The sequence below is a fragment of the Bacillus pretiosus genome (assembly GCF_052947655.1).
In genome coordinates this window covers 604819-621732 of sequence record NZ_CM129593.1, presented here as the reverse complement: position 1 = coordinate 621732, position 16914 = coordinate 604819, and the positions used below count along the sequence as shown (strand labels likewise).

The 16914-nt window shown below is 34.7% G+C and carries 14 protein-coding genes; 3 read left to right on the top strand and 11 right to left on the bottom strand.

Annotation, left to right across the window (positions count from 1 at the left end; genetic code table 11):
• The first annotated feature begins 106 nt into the window (after positions 1 to 106).
• Positions 107 to 1369, top strand: a complete 1263-nt coding sequence (locus tag ACU8YW_RS03170; protein WP_088121263.1) for a VanW family protein — start codon at positions 107 to 109, stop codon at positions 1367 to 1369.
• A gap of 39 nt (positions 1370 to 1408) precedes the next feature.
• Here the strand turns inward: ACU8YW_RS03170 and ACU8YW_RS03165 are convergent, their stop codons facing one another.
• Both ACU8YW_RS03165 and ACU8YW_RS03160 read right to left on the bottom strand, forming a co-directional pair.
• Positions 1409 to 1681 carry a hypothetical protein gene (locus ACU8YW_RS03165; protein WP_149213936.1) on the bottom strand — a complete coding sequence of 91 codons (273 nt, stop codon included), beginning with the start codon at positions 1679 to 1681 and terminating at the stop codon, positions 1409 to 1411.
• Between the two features lie 15 nt (positions 1682 to 1696).
• Positions 1697 to 2215 carry an RNase A-like domain-containing lipoprotein gene (locus ACU8YW_RS03160; protein ID WP_000822712.1) on the bottom strand — a complete coding sequence of 173 codons (519 nt, stop codon included), beginning with the start codon at positions 2213 to 2215 and terminating at the stop codon, positions 1697 to 1699.
• 399 nt (positions 2216 to 2614) lie between these two features.
• Between ACU8YW_RS03160 and ACU8YW_RS03155 the strand changes: the two genes are divergently transcribed.
• A complete protein-coding gene (locus ACU8YW_RS03155; protein WP_088061808.1) occupies positions 2615 to 3163 on the top strand; it encodes a TVP38/TMEM64 family protein in 549 nt (182 codons plus the stop codon).
• 63 nt (positions 3164 to 3226) lie between these two features.
• On the opposite strand, the gene ACU8YW_RS03150 is transcribed toward ACU8YW_RS03155, so the two are convergent.
• The 3 genes from ACU8YW_RS03150 to ACU8YW_RS03140 all read right to left on the bottom strand — a co-directional run bounded on the left by ACU8YW_RS03150 (position 3227) and on the right by ACU8YW_RS03140 (position 6494).
• Entirely contained in the window at positions 3227 to 4927 is a 1701-nt protein-coding gene (locus ACU8YW_RS03150) for a M4 family metallopeptidase (RefSeq protein WP_088061807.1), read from the bottom strand.
• Positions 4928 to 5094: 167 nt separating this feature from the next.
• The gene (locus ACU8YW_RS03145) at positions 5095 to 5220 is read right to left on the bottom strand and encodes an NprX family peptide pheromone (RefSeq protein WP_131933998.1); all 126 of its coding nucleotides are present in this window, start codon (positions 5218 to 5220) and stop codon (positions 5095 to 5097) included.
• A gap of 2 nt (positions 5221 to 5222) precedes the next feature.
• Positions 5223 to 6494, bottom strand: coding sequence for a helix-turn-helix domain-containing protein (locus ACU8YW_RS03140; RefSeq protein WP_088061805.1), 1272 nt, complete (start codon positions 6492 to 6494; stop codon positions 5223 to 5225).
• A gap of 199 nt (positions 6495 to 6693) precedes the next feature.
• Here ACU8YW_RS03140 and ACU8YW_RS03135 point away from each other — a divergent pair, with 199 nt between their 5' ends.
• Complete coding sequence (locus ACU8YW_RS03135; RefSeq protein ID WP_149213937.1) at positions 6694 to 8157, top strand: nicotinate phosphoribosyltransferase; 1464 nt, start codon at positions 6694 to 6696, stop codon at positions 8155 to 8157.
• A gap of 201 nt (positions 8158 to 8358) precedes the next feature.
• Here ACU8YW_RS03135 and ACU8YW_RS03130 read toward each other — a convergent pair whose 3' ends face one another.
• The 6 genes from ACU8YW_RS03130 to ACU8YW_RS03105 form a co-directional block, all read right to left on the bottom strand.
• Positions 8359 to 10725: a heavy metal translocating P-type ATPase gene (locus ACU8YW_RS03130; protein ID WP_048541649.1), complete on the bottom strand. Its 2367-nt coding sequence runs from the start codon at positions 10723 to 10725 to the stop codon at positions 8359 to 8361.
• 23 nt (positions 10726 to 10748) lie between these two features.
• Positions 10749 to 11126 carry an ArsR/SmtB family transcription factor gene (locus ACU8YW_RS03125; RefSeq protein WP_000918377.1) on the bottom strand — a complete coding sequence of 126 codons (378 nt, stop codon included), beginning with the start codon at positions 11124 to 11126 and terminating at the stop codon, positions 10749 to 10751.
• 254 nt (positions 11127 to 11380) lie between these two features.
• Positions 11381 to 12796, bottom strand: coding sequence for an amino acid permease (locus tag ACU8YW_RS03120; RefSeq protein WP_098133106.1), 1416 nt, complete (start codon positions 12794 to 12796; stop codon positions 11381 to 11383).
• A gap of 103 nt (positions 12797 to 12899) precedes the next feature.
• Complete coding sequence (gene ald, locus ACU8YW_RS03115) at positions 12900 to 14033, bottom strand: alanine dehydrogenase (RefSeq protein WP_048541645.1); 1134 nt, start codon at positions 14031 to 14033, stop codon at positions 12900 to 12902.
• A gap of 369 nt (positions 14034 to 14402) precedes the next feature.
• Positions 14403 to 16274 (bottom strand): glycerophosphodiester phosphodiesterase, encoded by a 1872-nt coding sequence (locus ACU8YW_RS03110; RefSeq protein ID WP_426934360.1) that lies wholly within the window; start codon positions 16272 to 16274, stop codon positions 14403 to 14405.
• A gap of 155 nt (positions 16275 to 16429) precedes the next feature.
• The gene (locus ACU8YW_RS03105; protein ID WP_048541641.1) at positions 16430 to 16912 is read right to left on the bottom strand and encodes a helical membrane plugin domain-containing protein; all 483 of its coding nucleotides are present in this window, start codon (positions 16910 to 16912) and stop codon (positions 16430 to 16432) included.
• Between the last annotated feature and the right edge of the window lie 2 nt (positions 16913 to 16914).

The window sequence follows — 16914 nt, the reverse complement described above, 5'->3', positions numbered from 1 at the left end:
ATAGTGGAAATAATAGTATACTAGTACGTACATAATGTTATTTTCATCATTTTTATACAAAAAATGTAATACATATATTTATACAAAAATTTCTGGGGGGAAATAAATGAAGCTAAGTAAAATACTGATCGGTTCTGCAATTACTGGGGGCATATTACTTTGTGTAGGCGGTGTTGGTGGATATCAATATGTATCCAAACTAAATAATCAATTAGATACTACTGCATTACCAAATACTACATTTGAAGGTATTTCTCTCGATGGAAAAAATAAAAAAGATATTCAAGCAATTATTAATCAAAAGGTAACTGAATTAGATCAAAAATCTCTTACCTACATATTCCAAAATGATAAACAAACGTACACATGGAAAGATTTAGGGATAAATTATAAGGAAAAAGATATTATTGACAAAATCTTTAAAGAACAAGAAGGAAACGCAATGAATCGTTATCAAATGCGGAAGCAGGCCGAAAACGGTGAATTAAAACGTGACTATAAATTAACAGCTCAATTAAATACAACTGCTTATGAAAGCTTTATGAAGGATAAATATAATGAAACATTAAAAAATCCTATTAATGCAGAATTAAGTGTTGAAGGCTCTACAGTAAATATTAGCCAAAGTCAAAATGGAGAAAAAATTGATAAAGGAAAATTAACTGATTTAACGCAGCAGGCCATTACTTCTGGCTCATCGGACGTTACATTACCAGTTACACTCTTAAAACCTGAGCGTTCTACAGAAGATATACAGAAAATGGGGATTAAAGAAGTAATTGCTGAATATTCAACTCCAATGGCTGGTCGGAATGGAAACCAGTCCTATAACGTAAATAAGTCAGCTAATACTTTAAGTGGAGTTATTGTCGCACCTGATGAAACGTTTAGTTTTAATGGCCGTGTTGGCGTAACGGATGCTGCCCATGGTTATAAATCCGCAGCAGTATTTTCACAAGGTAAAGTTATACAAAGTGCAGGCGGAGGCGTTTGCCAAGTTAGTAGCACTTTATATAGCGCAGCTTTAAGAGCAGATTTAGGAATTGTTTCTCGAAGCAATCATTCTATGCCCGTAAATTATTTACCACTTGGGCAAGATGCAGCAGTGGCAGATTATGGTCCGGATTTAAAATTTAAAAACAATACAGGCAATCATATTTATATTCAAGCATTTTCAAATGGCGGTAGTATTACTACTCGCATTTTTGGTACAAATACTGGTAAAAATGTTGAAGTTTCTTCTCAAGTAGTTAGTAGAACTGGTGATAAAATAACAGCGGTTACGTATAAAAAAGTAACACAAAACGGTGAAGTAGTATCAAATGGACAAATTTCAAAAAGCGTATATAAAAGTGCCCCAACACAATGAGACACCATCAAATTGGCAAACAAAAAAGGCGTGATCTATTCACGCCTTTTTTGTTTGCAATAGTAGTAAAAAAGCTTCAAGATGGTCTTTCGTTTCTTCTAAAGACCACATGCGATTTCCTTGCTTCGCAGCTAATACACACGCCTCTTCCCAAGCGTTTTTTTTCTTCATATATAATAATTCATTGCGTAATTTCAAAACAATTTCTTCATCTTCTTGCTCTATAAACTCTTCCATCACGCCTACTATTTCATCCTCATGGATACTTAACGTACAATACGATTTGAGAAAATATTGTAATGTCGTATACATATTTACTCCCCCTTCTTATTTATCAGATGGATAAGAAGTAATGATCTTATATCCTAAATCTCCTGACTTATCTCTCGCCAAAACAGTAACAGTTTTTACTAACTTGTCTTTTACATTCATATTTTTCTTTATTACCGTTTTTCCAACTGGGAATGAATGAGTTGTATTTAATACGAGACGAGCCTCTTTAGAATTTTTTAACCAATCTTGAATTTCCTTATCATGCTGCTTCAAACTATCTTTTACAGCTTTCGTCGCTGTTTCCTTATCATAGTATGTACTTGCCGCTGATACTTTATCTGTCTTCAAGCGATTCTTCAAATCCTCTTCTGATTTTCCTACATGTCTTTCAATCGTATGACCATTTTTAGGTGGCCCTTCCATTTCATCTAAAATATTATCACTAATTTTTTCTACTGATGTCGATTGATTCCCTGTTTGTTTCTCTGTTTTTTGTTCTTTTCCTGCACATCCACTTAAGATCAGCATTAATGCCAATAAACTACTCAAGAAAAGACTACTTATTCGTTTCATCATATCACCTCTTCCATGATTATTATCGTAACTTCACTAAAAGTCAATTTCACAACGAAAAAACATATACATTTTTAAAATTCCTCATCAATTTTGCCATATTACCACCCTAGTTTCATCAAACTACTATTTTGGACCCTATCCGAAATATACCCCTATATTTTTTCGATTATTTCCCGACTTAAAACACCACTTAAAACACCGAACAAACTCTGTAAATACAGGATTTATCCGGTGTTTTCCAAACCAGAAAAATATACCCCTCATTTTATATACCCTATACCTATATAAGGTATATAAACGGTGTTTTATCAACAGTTTCCTACATTATGTAAATTTGCACTTGCCTACACAATAGAAATATGGTGTAATGCAAAAAAAGATAAAGGATTTTAAACAATGGCTGAAACAATTCAAAACTTCTTAACAGACTATTATTCAATCGCAATTCCACTTAGTATCTTAATTAATATCATCATCAGTCTTTTAGGTTTTATCCCTAGTATTTTTTTGACCGCTATTAACATACAGCTCTTTGGTGTAACAAACGGGACCATTATTTCGATCGCAGGTGAGGCATTAGGGGCTATTATCTCGTTTTATATTTATCGTATAGGCCTTCAGAAATTCACTCACAACAAAGCAAATAAGTATCCAAAGGTAGAACGCCTACTTTATGTAGAAGGTAGAGAGGCCTTTCTACTCGTTCTATCGTTTCGATTCATACCTTTCATCCCATCAAGTATCGTTACTTTATTTGCCGCTCTAGGCAAAATGTCATTACTCTCTTTCAGTATTGCCAGCACAATAGGTAAAATACCGGCTTTGTTAATCGAAGTATATTCTGCCTATCATGTCATGAATGGAACGAATGAAGCGAAGTGGATTGTAACAATAGCGGGTTGTGTTGGATTGTTTTATTTGTGGAAAAAATGGAGAAAAAAATAAAGAAGGAGCATAGGCTCCTTCTTTATTTTTGAAGTATTTTATTAATAATACTCTCTTAAACCCTTAGTTTACACCAACAGCACTAAATGATTGCTTCACTGCTGCTACTTCCGCAGAAGTCGCACCATATAAATCAGCTGCAGCTTGTACTGCACCAGCACGAGCTTGGCTAAATGTAGTAGATTGCGTGAAATATTGTGTATTTGCACGGTAATAAATTGCACCTAACTTATCTTTACCAATACCAGTTACAGTTACACCAGAATGTGTACCACCATTTGCTAATAAATAAGCTTGTTTGTTAATGATACCACTGTTCGTATGAACTCCACCGTTATCACTTGAACCAGTGTAACGCTTAGAATAATGATCTGGATCACCATATTTCGCCGGATCACTCATAGAGCGAAGTGCGTCTCCTGCTTTACCAGGCGTGTAAATATCTTCACCAATCTCCCAATCTGGATTACGGTTATCATAGAACTCTACTAATGTACCAAAGATATCAGAAATTGCTTCATTTAATGCTCCTGATTCATTTTGATAAATTAAATTCGAGCTATTTTCCGTAACCGCATGCGTTAATTCATGACCAATTACATCAATTCCACCAGATAATGAAGTAAACGTTACACCATCACCATCTCCGTATACCATTTGTGATCCGTTCCAGAATGCATTATTATAATTACTTCCGTAATGAACTGTTGATTTTAACGGCGCTCCTGCATCATTAATAGAATTTCTATTAAATGTAGCTTTATAGTAATCATATGTTTTACCTGCATAGTAATGAGCATCTACCGCTGCTGCATCATACGCTGCATTGAAAACATTATCTGCATCTGCCCATAATGTTCCTGGTAATGTTGAACGATTTTTCGCATCATATGTGAAAATCGTTGCCCCGCGTGTATTATCTTGTAAGTAGTAAGATGATCCAGATAACGTTGTATTAAGCGATTTCGTATCTCCTAATACCCCTTTACCAGTTCCTACTTTATTTGTTCCTGTTACAGGCTTTACAACTGCTTTTGCATCTTGCTTAGGAGCCTCTTGTTTAACTGGTGACTTATCATCATTCGTCACATGATCGATTGTATTAAACTTATTTAATACTTTACCGCTTTCTGCTTCAATGAAATAGTAGTAGTTTCCTGGGCTTGGATCTAAGAAGTTTAGATTTACAACGTATGCATATGTTGTTTCTTCACCATTTTGATATACATATAAGTCCGCTTTTGGTTCTACCTCATACTTAGGTGTAACACCTAAATCTTTTTGCGCAATTTCAATTGCTTTTGCGCCCTCGATCTTATTTTTATTCTTCAACTTTTCTTTTTTGTCTAAATCAGGTGCAACTGTTCCAGACAATACTTTTAAAGAACCATCTTTACTTACATGAGCTACTTGAGTAGAACCCCATACAGGTACTCCTTCGTATACTTGTTGCATACGTACTACTGTTGAATCAGTTACAGCATCTTTTTTCACTTGTTTTACTTTGAAAGAATCTTGCGCACTCTTTTCCCCTAACTTATAATCACCTTTTGCTGCGTTTAAGTAATCAAACACAACAGATTCTGCTTTCTTACCAGTCGCTCCAGTTAGATCACCAGAAATAAACTCAGGTGATTGCACCGTTTCATTGTACTTCTTCGTAGAGAGCACATTTTTAGAATCCGCAAATGCAGAGCCTGTCCCTCCAAACGTTGTAACTGCCATTCCTGCCGCTAACACTAACGCTAAACTTTTCTTTTTCATGAATCTTCCCCCTAATAAATTATTTTTTGAAAAAGAGTAGTTTTATCGTAGCACTATGTTTCCACTATTAATATACTAAAAATTCAAATAATTATTTTCTCAAGTTTTGTAGAATTTTGAGGAACAAATATTGAAAAAACCCCTTTCCGATTGGAAAGGGGTTTTTATTAAGAATTTATTACTTCTATTAGTTCTTTAGCTTGACCATACATATCTCCAGTCCAAGCATATTGAGGTTCTAACACTACTAATATAGCCACTAATGCTAGTGCACCAAAAATCATTTTCTTCATATTCATCTTCCTCCCTTTTCTTCTAATAAATTAATAGTTAGTCTATAATACCGATTACTTTCTTGGAATTCTAATACTTCTTCATGATATTTTGCTAATTCTAAATATACCTTTTTTAAATCTTTTTTATTTTCCTCTTGCTTAAAAAATGTTAAAGCTTCTGTTTCTAAAAACTTTTTATACACCCCCTTCTCTTCAAAATATTTATATTGAAGTATTAAAAGTGTATATAACATACTTTTATACTTCTCATCTCTTTTCGCAACTTCTATCCCTTTATTAATCCACTCTTTTACTTCTTCAAATTCCTTCAATTCAATACATTGCAATGCAATCTCATATACAGCATCAATGTAATCTAAATCTTCTTCCTTCTTGTATTGTAAACATTGTAAATAATACTCTTTCGCTTTTGCATAATCCTTTAAATGGTAATGTAAATACCCCATGTTATTTAGAGCAATCGCTGTTATGTTATCTTTATCCGCAAAAGAATTAGCCTCTCTTAAAATATTTCTATAAATTCCTAAAGCTTCGTTATATTGTTTTTTCTGTATATAACTTAACCCTATCAATAACTGGCAATTAATCACATGACGAAATTTATATTCATTCTTAAAGCCTTCCATAGCTAAATGAGCAAAATGTAAAGCCATATGTTCTATTTCTAATTCATTATAAACAAGAGCTAAATTATAATAGATTCCAGTTTCATAATAGCCTTGTTCTTTCGCCATCACTTCAGTTTGAACTAAATAATCTAAGGCCGTTTTATATTTATGCTGTAAAAAATAATATAGACCTTTACTATACGTATATAATAATTTCTGAAATGGCGAATACTTTTTGTACATCTTTTTTAATCTCTCTAATTCTTCTTCAACAGCCAGAAAATCTCGTTTCATAATTAAATAACGCGTATACAGCAGTTTATAATAATTTATAATTTCAAAATCCAAAACATGCTTCATTTCACCTTGCAACTCTTCATATATGCGTTCTACTTGCGGCTTGTCCAAATGAACTAGTGCATTCAACCATTCATCTAGCTTCCCCTTCACATCTTCTTCTACATCTCTCAAATCCGTCACGGCAATTTCTAACCTTGTGCAGAGCAATTGTAGAATTTCTTCTGATGCCTCGATCTTTCCATTTTCGATTTTACTTAAGTATGAGACAGAACAAATGCCCTGACATAATTCTTCTTGTGTCATTTTTTGCTGTAGCCGTTTATAAAAGACTTGTTTGCCTATTTTTTCTAATGTTTGTTGCATTGTCCTCCTCCATTCTCATTACCCCCATTACTCTAATAATACATAAAATCTTGAGAAATATAAATTGATAAATGTTAATTTTCTAAAAAATATGCATTATTTCATTTTTTTCCCTCTTGACTCTACTTTCATATCCATTCTTTGCTACGAGCGGTAAAAAGTTGGTATACTATAACCAAATTATGGAGGTGTTTTCGCGATGACTTATTATAAAGACGATAGCTATGCCTTACATACAGATTTATATCAAATTAATATGGCTTATACATATTGGAAAGATGGTATTCATAATCGCCGCTCGGTGTTTGATTTATACTTTCGAAAGCTTCCATTCGAGAACGGTTATGCTGTTTTTGCTGGCCTTGAAAAGATTGTAGAGTACATAGAAAACTTCAGCTTTACCGAAAGCGATATCGCTTATTTAGCAGAATTACAATTTGAAGAAGAATTCCTTCAGTATTTACAAAATATGAAATTCACTGGGACCGTTCGAAGTATGCAAGAAGGTGAAGTTGTATTTAATAACGAGCCTTTATTACGTGTTGATGCACCGCTCGGTGAAGCACAAATTATTGAAACTGCCCTGTTAAACATTGTGAATTACCAAACATTAATTGCAACAAAAGCTGCTCGTATGAAGCACGCTGCAAATAATGATGAACTTTTAGAATTTGGTACAAGACGTGCCCACGAGTTTGATGCAGCTCTTTGGGGCACACGCGCTGCCTTTATTGGTGGTTTCTCATCTACGAGTAACGTACGAGCTGGGAAACGCTTCGGAATACCTGTAGCAGGCACACACGCTCACTCTTTCGTTCAAGCATATCGCGATGAATATGTCGCGTTTAAGAAATACGCTGAAACTCATAAAAAATGTGTCTTTCTCGTTGATACATACGACACTTTAAAATCAGGTGTTCCAAATGCAATTCGCGTCGCGAAGGAGTTTGGAGATCGTATCGATTTTTACGGCATTCGCCTTGATAGTGGTGATATGGCTTATTTATCTAAAAAGGCAAGAAAGCTACTAGATGAAGCTGGGTTTACAAATACAAAAATTATTGCTTCTAGCGATTTAGATGAATACACAATCATGCATTTGAAATCTCAAGGCGCAAAAATTGATGTATGGGGCGTTGGAACAAAATTAATTACGTCCTTTGAACAACCAGCGTTAGGGGCTGTCTATAAACTAGTTGCGATTGAAGATACTGATGGAAAGTTAAATGATACAATTAAAATTTCATCTAACCCTGAAAAAATTACCACTCCAGGACTGAAACGAATTTATCGCATTATCAATCGAGTTAACGATCATGCAGAAGGCGATTATATTGCATTAGATTCTGAAGAGCCAGGAAAAGAAGAACGTTTAAAAATGTTTCATCCTGTTCACACGTATATAAGTAAATTTGTAACAAACTTTGAAGCACGCGAACTGCATAAAGACATTTTCATTAACGGCGAAAGAACATATGAACTACCAGGTATATTAGATATTCAAAAATATAATGAACAGAGTCTCGCACTATTTTGGGAAGAATATATGCGAACTTTAAATCCCGAAGAGTACCCTGTCGATTTAAGTCAAGAATGTTGGGATCATAAAATGAATTACATTCAAACTGTTCGAGAACAAGTTGAAAAAAATATACAAAAATAAAACAGAGAAGCTTTTCCTTCTCTGTTTTTTCAATACGATATGTATCTTTGTGGAAAATATATTAAAATAGTACGACAAATATTTTTATTTATAAATTTTAATATTACGTTATTTATTTACAAAATAATATTTGTTATTATTTTATTGAGTCAATTTCAACAAAATAACCTAAAAAAGAGGACGCAGGTTGCGTCCTCTTTTTTATAAATCTTTCACTCGTAGTACACGCATTGCATTTAACACTGCAAGTAGTGTCACACCAACATCTGAGAAGACAGCTTCCCACATTGTTGCAATACCAAAAGCACCAAGTAATAAAACTAATCCTTTTACCCCTAATGCAAAGATGATATTCTGCCATACAATGCGTCGTGTGCGTTTTGCAATATTTAAGGCTGTTGCAATTTTTGAAGGCTCATCAGTCATAATAACAATGTCTGCCGCCTCAATCGCTGCATCTGATCCTAAACCACCCATCGCAATACCAACATCTGCTCTTGCTAATACCGGTGTGTCATTAATACCATCACCAACGAAAGCAACTTTTTCTTTTCCGTTCTTCGCCGCATCAATTTTTTCAATCTCTTCGACTTTTTGTTGCGGTAATAGTTCTGCGTGAACTTCATCTAAACCTAATTCTTTACCAACAGCTTCACCAACGGATTTTGCATCACCCGTTAACATGACTGTCTTCTTAATACCTAGTTCTTTTAATTTTTGAATTGCTTGTTTTGAATCTTCTTTTACCTCATCAGAGATAACGATATAACCTGCATATTCCCCATCTACAGCAACGTGAACTAATGTACCTACCGTTTCTGGTTGCTTAAATGTAATGTTTTCTTTTTTCATTAATTTAGCATTACCTGCAAAAATTTCTTTTCCTTGTACTTTTACGACTGTACCGTGACCAGAAATTTCGCTATACTCATCGATTATTTTTTCATCAATTGATTTTCCGTATGCTTTTCGAATAGATTGTGCAATTGGATGATTAGAATACACTTCAGCAAATGTTGCATACTCTAATAATTCTTCATTCGTAATACCTTCGCTTGGTTCCATTTTTGTAACTTTGAAGACACCTTTTGTTAATGTTCCTGTTTTATCAAAAACAATATATTTCACATCATTTAAAGCTTCTAAATAGTTACTTCCTTTTATTAACACACCACTTTTAGATGCACCACCAATTCCTCCAAAGAATCCAAGAGGAATAGATACAACTAACGCACATGGACAAGAGATTACTAAGAACACTAAAGCTCTATAAATCCATTCTGAGAATGTAGCTCCTTCTAAAATAAGTGGTGGAATAAACGCCATGATCGCTGCTGTAATAACTACAACCGGAGTGTAGTAACGCGCGAACTTCGTAATAAAGTTTTCTGTTGGCGCTTTTTTACTGCTTGCATTTTGAACTAAATCTAAAATTTTTGATACAGTTGATTCACCAAATTCTTTTGTAACTTCAATTGTTAATACGCCATTTTGGTTCACAAAACCACTTAATACATCATTTCCAACTTCGACTTCACGTGGTACAGATTCACCAGTCAATGCTGAAGTATCTACCATTGATGTTCCTTCAACTACTTTTCCGTCTAATGGTACTTTCTCACCAGGCTTCACGATAATATAATCGCCGATTTGTACATCTTCTGGTGATACTTGTTTCGTTTCATTTCCAACCTTCACATTCGCATAATCAGGACGGATATCCATTAATGAAGTAATTGACTTTCGGGAGCGATTGACCGCAATACTTTGGAATAGTTCCCCTACTTGATAGAATAGCATTACCGCAACAGCTTCTGAATATTGTTGAATCGCAAAAGCTCCTAGTGTTGCAATTGCCATTAAGAAGTTCTCATCGAACACTTGGCCGCGAGTTATGTTTCTTACCGCTCTCCAAACGATATCTCCGCCTATTAATAAATACGCAAGGACGAATAACGGAATTGTTATCATTTGTGGTAAGCCCGCTAATGCAGCAATTGCTGTCAAAATTCCGCCGACCACTAATCGTCCTACCATCTTTTTCACATTTGCTTCACCATGGTCGTGACTATGTCCGTGGTCATGACCACCTTTTTCTTCACGAACAACTTTTACATCTGGTTCTAACTTTTGAACGACATTTGTTATATTTGCTATAGTCGCTTCTAATTCTCTTTTATTCGCTACTTCAACTCTTAATTTCTTTGATACGAAATCAACAGTTGCTGCTGAAACAGTGGGCATTTCTTTCACTTTATTTTCAATCTTCATCGCACAGTTTGCGCAATCTAAACCTTCTAATATAAATACTTCTTTCGCTACTTTTGTGTTGTTTTCTTCTTGTACTTTAATGTGCGGTTCTAATTTTGTAACGAGTTGTTTTGCTTCTGTAACAACTTCGCTTTCTTTATTTTGTGCTGTTTCTAAAACCATTGTTTTTGTCGCGAAATTTACAGAACAAGAATTTACTCCTTCTATATTCCCAACGCCTTTTTCAATTTTCATTGCACAGTTCGCACAATCTAAACCTTCTAACACCAGTTTCTTTTTCACTAATGCTTCAGCCATCGTTCTCCCTCCTCGCGTTCTTTTTATTCTTCCTCGTTTACGTGTTCAAACGCTTGCTCGAAGATATGAATTACGTGCTGGTCAGCTAACGAATAATAAACGACCTTTCCTTCTTTACGATTCTTTACAAGTTTCGCTTGCTTTAACACACGAAGCTGATGTGAAATAGATGATTGTGTCATTCCTAATAAATACGCTAAATCACACACACACATTTCTGCTTCAAATAACGCATGTAATATTCTCGTACGTGTACGATCACCTAATACTTTAAATAGTTCTGCTACTTTACTTAAACTTTCATCAGTTGGAATTGTTTGTTTTACTTGATCAACAACTTCTTCATGAATTATCGTTTGAGAACATGTCTCTTGTGGTGTTTCTACTTTATTTCCAGCCATTATAGCTCACCTCTTCATTTGAACATATGAACAATCATTCATATATCTTATACTCTTATTATATGAGCGTCCATTCATATGTGTCAATGAAATCTCATACATTTTTCCGAACATTTTGTTCATATTTTAATAAGGCTTACACATATTTTCCACATCCATTACATCCTCATACAAAAAAGGATGTACATTTTGCACAAAAGAAAAAGCCTTGCGCGCTCCCTAGACGCACAAGGCTTACTATACTTATATCCCTTTTAATTAGCTTGTTCTAAATTATCCTGCGAACTTCCATCGTCTTTTAAATGACTATGTTTTTTCGAATAAACAAAGTATACAACTACTCCGATTGCTAACCAAACACCGAAGTATATCCATGTTTTTAACGGTAAATTTGCCATTAAGAATAGACAACATGCAACTGAAATAATCGGTAAGATCGGTACAAGTGGTACCATAAATCCACGTTGTAATTTCGGATGCGTTTTACGAAGAATGATAACAGTTACACCAACCATGGCGAATGTTAATAACGCTCCAATATTCGCTAAATTCGACAATTCTTTTAAATCGATAAATCCAGCAATTAAAGCACTACCAATTCCTGTTAACCAAACTGAAAATGTTGGAGCTTCAGTCTTCTTGTTAATTTTCGCGAAAGATTTTGGCAATAAACCGTCACGGCTCATTGCGAAGAATACACGAGTTGTTGCATAAATGTAAGCGAAAATTACAGCCATAATTCCGATTACAGCTCCAATAGCAATTACACCAGCCACTTTATCTTGTCCTACAACTTCTAACACATATGCCATAGCTTCAGGTACATCTAATTCCTTATAAGAAACCATACCTGTCATAACGAGACAAACTACAACATAAATGATTGTACAAATAACTAACGAAGCAATAATACCAATCGGTAGATCACGTTGCGGATTTTTTACTTCTTCAGCAGAAGTTGCTAATGCATCAAATCCTAAGAAAGCAAAGAATACTGCTGCTCCTCCGGCGAAAACTCCACTTATGCCGTACGGTGCAAATGGTATCCAGTTTTCTGGTTTCACGTAGAATACACCAACTGCAATGAATAAAACAACAATACCAATTTTAATTAATACCATTATGTTATTCACACGCTTACTTTCTTTCGTACCTCGTGATAATAACCAAGTTATCACCAACGTAACGATAATTGCGGGTAAGTTCACCATACCACCTTGCGATGGAATCGTTAACAAGGCTTTAGGAATTTCAAGTCCTAATCCACTAACTAAGTTATTGAAATAACCCGTCCATCCGCCAGCTACTGCGGCAGTTGTTACGACATATACGGATAACAATGTCCATCCCATTAAATGGGCAACAAACTCACCAATTGTTGCATATGAATATGTGTACACACTACCTGAAACAGGAAGTGTAGATGCAACTTCTGCATAACATAATGCTGCAAATCCACAAACAATTGCTGCTATCATGAATGAAAAAATAACTGCTGGACCAGCATCTCTTGCTGCTACTAATCCTGTTAATACTAGAACTCCTGTACCGATTATCGCACCAATCCCTAGCATTGTTAGGTCGAATGCCCCTAGCGTTTTCGTTAAAGTTTTACTTTTACTTTCCCCTAACAATTGCGTAACGGATTTCTTTTTAAATAGGTTGGCCACGATGTATGCCCCCTTTTGCCAAGAAGAGCTAAGAGATCTTCACTCTTAGCTCTTCTCATGTTGTTTTATATATTGTTCGATTTTGTTTTGTATAATGCTGCTATTAGCAAGATACTGTTTCTGCTTCTAATAATTCTTTAGCACCTTTGTACTCTACACCGTGAGCTTCTGCAACTGCTTCGAATGTTACATAGCCGTCTAATGTGTTAATACCTTTTAGTAATGCAGCGTTTCCTAGGCAAGCTTCTTTGTAGCCTTTGTTAGCAATTTGTACTGCATATGGTACTGTTACGTTTGTTAATGCAAGAGTTGATGTACGTGGAACCGCACCTGGCATGTTTGCAACTGCATAATGAACAACGCCGTGTTTTTCGTAAGTTGGGTTATCATGAGTTGTAATACGGTCAGTTGTTTCGAAAATACCACCTTGGTCAATCGCGATATCTACAACAACAGAACCTGGTTCCATTGATTTAATCATTTCTTCTGTTACAAGTTTTGGCGCTTTTGCACCTGGGATTAATACTGCACCGATTACAAGATCAGACTCTTTTACAGCTTCTGCAATATTGTAAGGATTAGACATTAAAGTTTTTACTTGGTTTCCGAAAATGTCATCTAATTGACGAAGACGTTCTGCACTTAAGTCGATGATTGTTACATCCGCACCTAGTCCAACTGCAATTTTAGCAGCATTTGTACCAGCTTGTCCACCACCGATGATTGTTACTTTACCACGTTTAACCCCTGGAACACCTGCAAGTAAGATACCTTTACCGCCTTTGTTTTTCTCAAGGAATTGTGCACCAATTTGTGCAGCCATACGACCAGCTACTTCACTCATAGGTGCAAGTAATGGTAGAGAACGGTTTTCTAATTGTACTGTTTCATATGCAATAGAAACAACTTTCTTTTCGATTAATGCTTTTGTTAATTCTGGTTCTGGAGCTAAGTGTAAGTATGTGAATAAGATTAAACCTTCGCTGAAGTGTTTGTATTCGCTTTCAACTGGTTCCTTAACTTTCATAACCATTTCCATGTTCCAAGCTTCTTCAGCTGTATCAACAATTTTTGCTCCCGCTTCAACATACTGAGCATCTGTGAAACCAGATCCTAAACCTGCACCCTTTTGAATGAATACTTCGTGATTGTTACGAATTAAATGTACAACACCTGCTGGTGTCATTGCCACACGGTTTTCGTTGTTTTTAATTTCTGCTGGTACCCCAATACGCATAATGAAATGCCCCCTTATAATTAACAGAAAAAAGAGATTCTTTTTTCTTTTTGTAATAATTAATAACTTATGTCCTTATTCTAGCATAACTTAAAAGTTATGAAAACGCTAACATACTATTTTTTTAAAGTTTATATATTTAGAATAGTGTAAATATATGGAACATTGATTCTATTAGCATCTTCATGCCATTTCATTATCTATCACTCTATTTTTATTATACGCCCTAAAAATAAGAAGTAATCATTTATTATTCGACAATAATGTAACAATGTAAGAAACCTAAGTATCGACGTATACATATACACTTATTACTGTACACAATACTTTAGAGATATATTCTTTTCCTAAAAAAACAGCTGCAGGCATTTAGCCAGCAGCTGGATAACTTATAAATAACTTGGAAAATAAATCATCTGTTGTTTCACTAATTTTATCAAACAGATCACTTTCTTCCGCTTCTTGCTCTTTTAACATCTTAATTGTTTCACGTGCATCTTCAGGATAATCGGTAATGATACCATCTACGTTTAATTTATAATATCCCTTTAAACTTTCCATATCATTTACCGTCCATACGTAAATCGGCTTGTTTAACTTTCTTGCTTCTTTTACTAATTTCTTATTTAACATGTATTCTTCTGCTACATAAAAATCAGCCTTCACATTCTTTAAGTTGGCTCTACTTGCATACAGTATATATCCTACTTTTATATTTGGATTTGCACGTTTAAACTCTTTAATAAGCGGATAGTGTAGCGTTTGAATGACACATTGTTTCTCAAATTCATTATCTTTAATCACTTTTAATACTTTGTTTACGAAATCTTTTTCGCCACCATGAAGCTTCACTTCAATATTAAGTTTGATTTTGTTCTTTGACAGCTTAATGATCTCATCAAGTGTACTGATTTGTCCTGACAATCCGTCTTGACTAAGAGTAAGCTGCCTTAACTCATCCATCGTTAAATCTGACACATGAACATTAGCATTAGCAAGACGTTTTAGCTTCAAATCATGTATAACTGCTAGTTCACCGTCTTTCGTTTGCAGTACATCAATTTCAGCATAGTCTGCTTTCGCATCAATAGCTCCCTGCACAGCTTCTTTCGTATTCTCTACACCTTTTGAAATATAACCACGATGAGCCATAATAATTGGTTCTTTATATGTGTTTGTAATAAAGGTAACAATGAAGGCAACAACCATTCCAGCAGTAATAATTCCTACAATATATACGCCAATAAATTTCCAACGATGTTTTTGGAAGAAACATTTATCTGCTTTCGTTTTCGAATAATCTAATCCTTCTTCTAATAAAACATCTTCGACCGCAACCTTTTGTAAATACAATCTTGTTAACGCCATAATATAAAACGGCGTCATAATAAAGCTAAATAGGTACAATGTACTTGTTAAGAAGACTGAAATAGTTGACTCTGCTAGTAGTGCAAATGTCCCTTCTGGGTTCGTAAATTCATACACTCCCCACAGACAAAGTAAATAAATTCCTACACATAAAAGAAAGACGATTCCTACAGATATGAAAAAACCTACTAAAAAGAACAATACTTTAAAGAAGCTTTCTTTTACTAAGTTCGCACTTTTTCGTGCTGCCGTACGGAACGGCTTCTTCTCTAAAACGATAATAGGTAAAACAAAAATCCAACGAAGATTTAAATAGGCAACTACAGCAAAGAAAGTATAATATCCAACTTGCCCCATTGTTGTCTTAAATAGTTCACCTGTAATAAAATTAGGAATTTGAATTTCAGGAATCAATGCAGATTTATATCCTATACTTAATAGTGGTAATAGTACAACTGCATACAAAACAAATCCGGGTAAGCAATATGTAAACAGGGAAGGTAAATACGTTACTGTTTTATACAAAATTGGACGTAGTCTCACCTTTTGCCTTTTATGAGCGAAGTACGAAATGATAATAAGTACTGCAAACTCTGTAAATATAAGAAACAATGCCAATATAGATAAAATTAAAATCGCCAAAATCCCGTATGGTGTTTTCAAAAATGCTAATAACTCATCATTTGTTGCGTTTGCATACCCACCAAAGTACAACAACTTATTGAAAATAATACCGAAAAGTGGGATAAACACAATCGCTGCTAACAATTTATAAGCAAGTTGGAATGTTAACACATTCCAAAAAGCAAATCTAACAGTTTGAAAGGAATGTCTCATTACTCCTGGTATAGATAGTCTTTTACGGTGTTGCATATATTCCTCCATATTCTAAAACGGTATTTGAGATGGATTCCATATTTCCATTTCTAATCCATCTTTTTAATAATAATATATTCCGCTTAACATGAACACTCTTATACATACAATGAAAAAAGTGATGGCTACGTCCCATCACTTTTTCATTTACCCTATTTTTTCTCTAATCCTTGCCCAAATGCTTTCAAGAAGCTAAAACCGAATGTAATGGCTCTATTGATATCTGGATCTTTTAACACTTTAAAGAAATCCATCACTTTTGTTTTTTTACCACTATTTAATTCATCTGTTGCAAATTGCAATCCAGTAACTAAACTCGATGTGATTTGCTTCGTTACTTCTGGGTCAACTGCAGATAGCGCTTCCCCCGCCCCCATCATATTGTTGAGTGCATTTTTAACGGGTTCACGATTTAATTGCTCCACAGCGATTTTTGAAACATCTTCCTTCGCAGCAAGTAAACTAATCGCTGCATCTAATATCCCAGCCTTCTGCAACTGTGCTAAAAGCTGCATCGTTTCTTCTACTGCTTCACGATTATTAGATAGCTCATGTAGAAGTTCATCTGCTAATTGCTGTTTCTGTTCTTCCTCTGTTACAACTTTCTTTTTAATTAACGTAATTTCTTTCGCCACTA

Coding starts and splice junctions, on each gene's coding strand:
- ACU8YW_RS03145 (WP_131933998.1), bottom strand. CDS start 5,220: ATGAAGAAAATGATTTTTGGTGCACTAGCATTAGTGGCTATATTAGTA.
- ACU8YW_RS03165 (WP_149213936.1), bottom strand. CDS start 1,681: ATGTATACGACATTACAATATTTTCTCAAATCGTATTGTACGTTAAGT.
- ACU8YW_RS03135 (WP_149213937.1), top strand. CDS start 6,694: ATGACTTATTATAAAGACGATAGCTATGCCTTACATACAGATTTATAT.
- ACU8YW_RS03110 (WP_426934360.1), bottom strand. CDS start 16,274: ATGCAACACCGTAAAAGACTATCTATACCAGGAGTAATGAGACATTCC.
- ACU8YW_RS03170 (WP_088121263.1), top strand. CDS start 107: ATGAAGCTAAGTAAAATACTGATCGGTTCTGCAATTACTGGGGGCATA.
- ACU8YW_RS03125 (WP_000918377.1), bottom strand. CDS start 11,126: ATGGCTGGAAATAAAGTAGAAACACCACAAGAGACATGTTCTCAAACG.
- ACU8YW_RS03130 (WP_048541649.1), bottom strand. CDS start 10,725: ATGGCTGAAGCATTAGTGAAAAAGAAACTGGTGTTAGAAGGTTTAGAT.
- ACU8YW_RS03160 (WP_000822712.1), bottom strand. CDS start 2,215: ATGAAACGAATAAGTAGTCTTTTCTTGAGTAGTTTATTGGCATTAATG.
- ACU8YW_RS03150 (WP_088061807.1), bottom strand. CDS start 4,927: ATGAAAAAGAAAAGTTTAGCGTTAGTGTTAGCGGCAGGAATGGCAGTT.
- ald (WP_048541645.1), bottom strand. CDS start 14,033: ATGCGTATTGGGGTACCAGCAGAAATTAAAAACAACGAAAACCGTGTG.
- ACU8YW_RS03140 (WP_088061805.1), bottom strand. CDS start 6,494: ATGCAACAAACATTAGAAAAAATAGGCAAACAAGTCTTTTATAAACGG.
- ACU8YW_RS03155 (WP_088061808.1), top strand. CDS start 2,615: ATGGCTGAAACAATTCAAAACTTCTTAACAGACTATTATTCAATCGCA.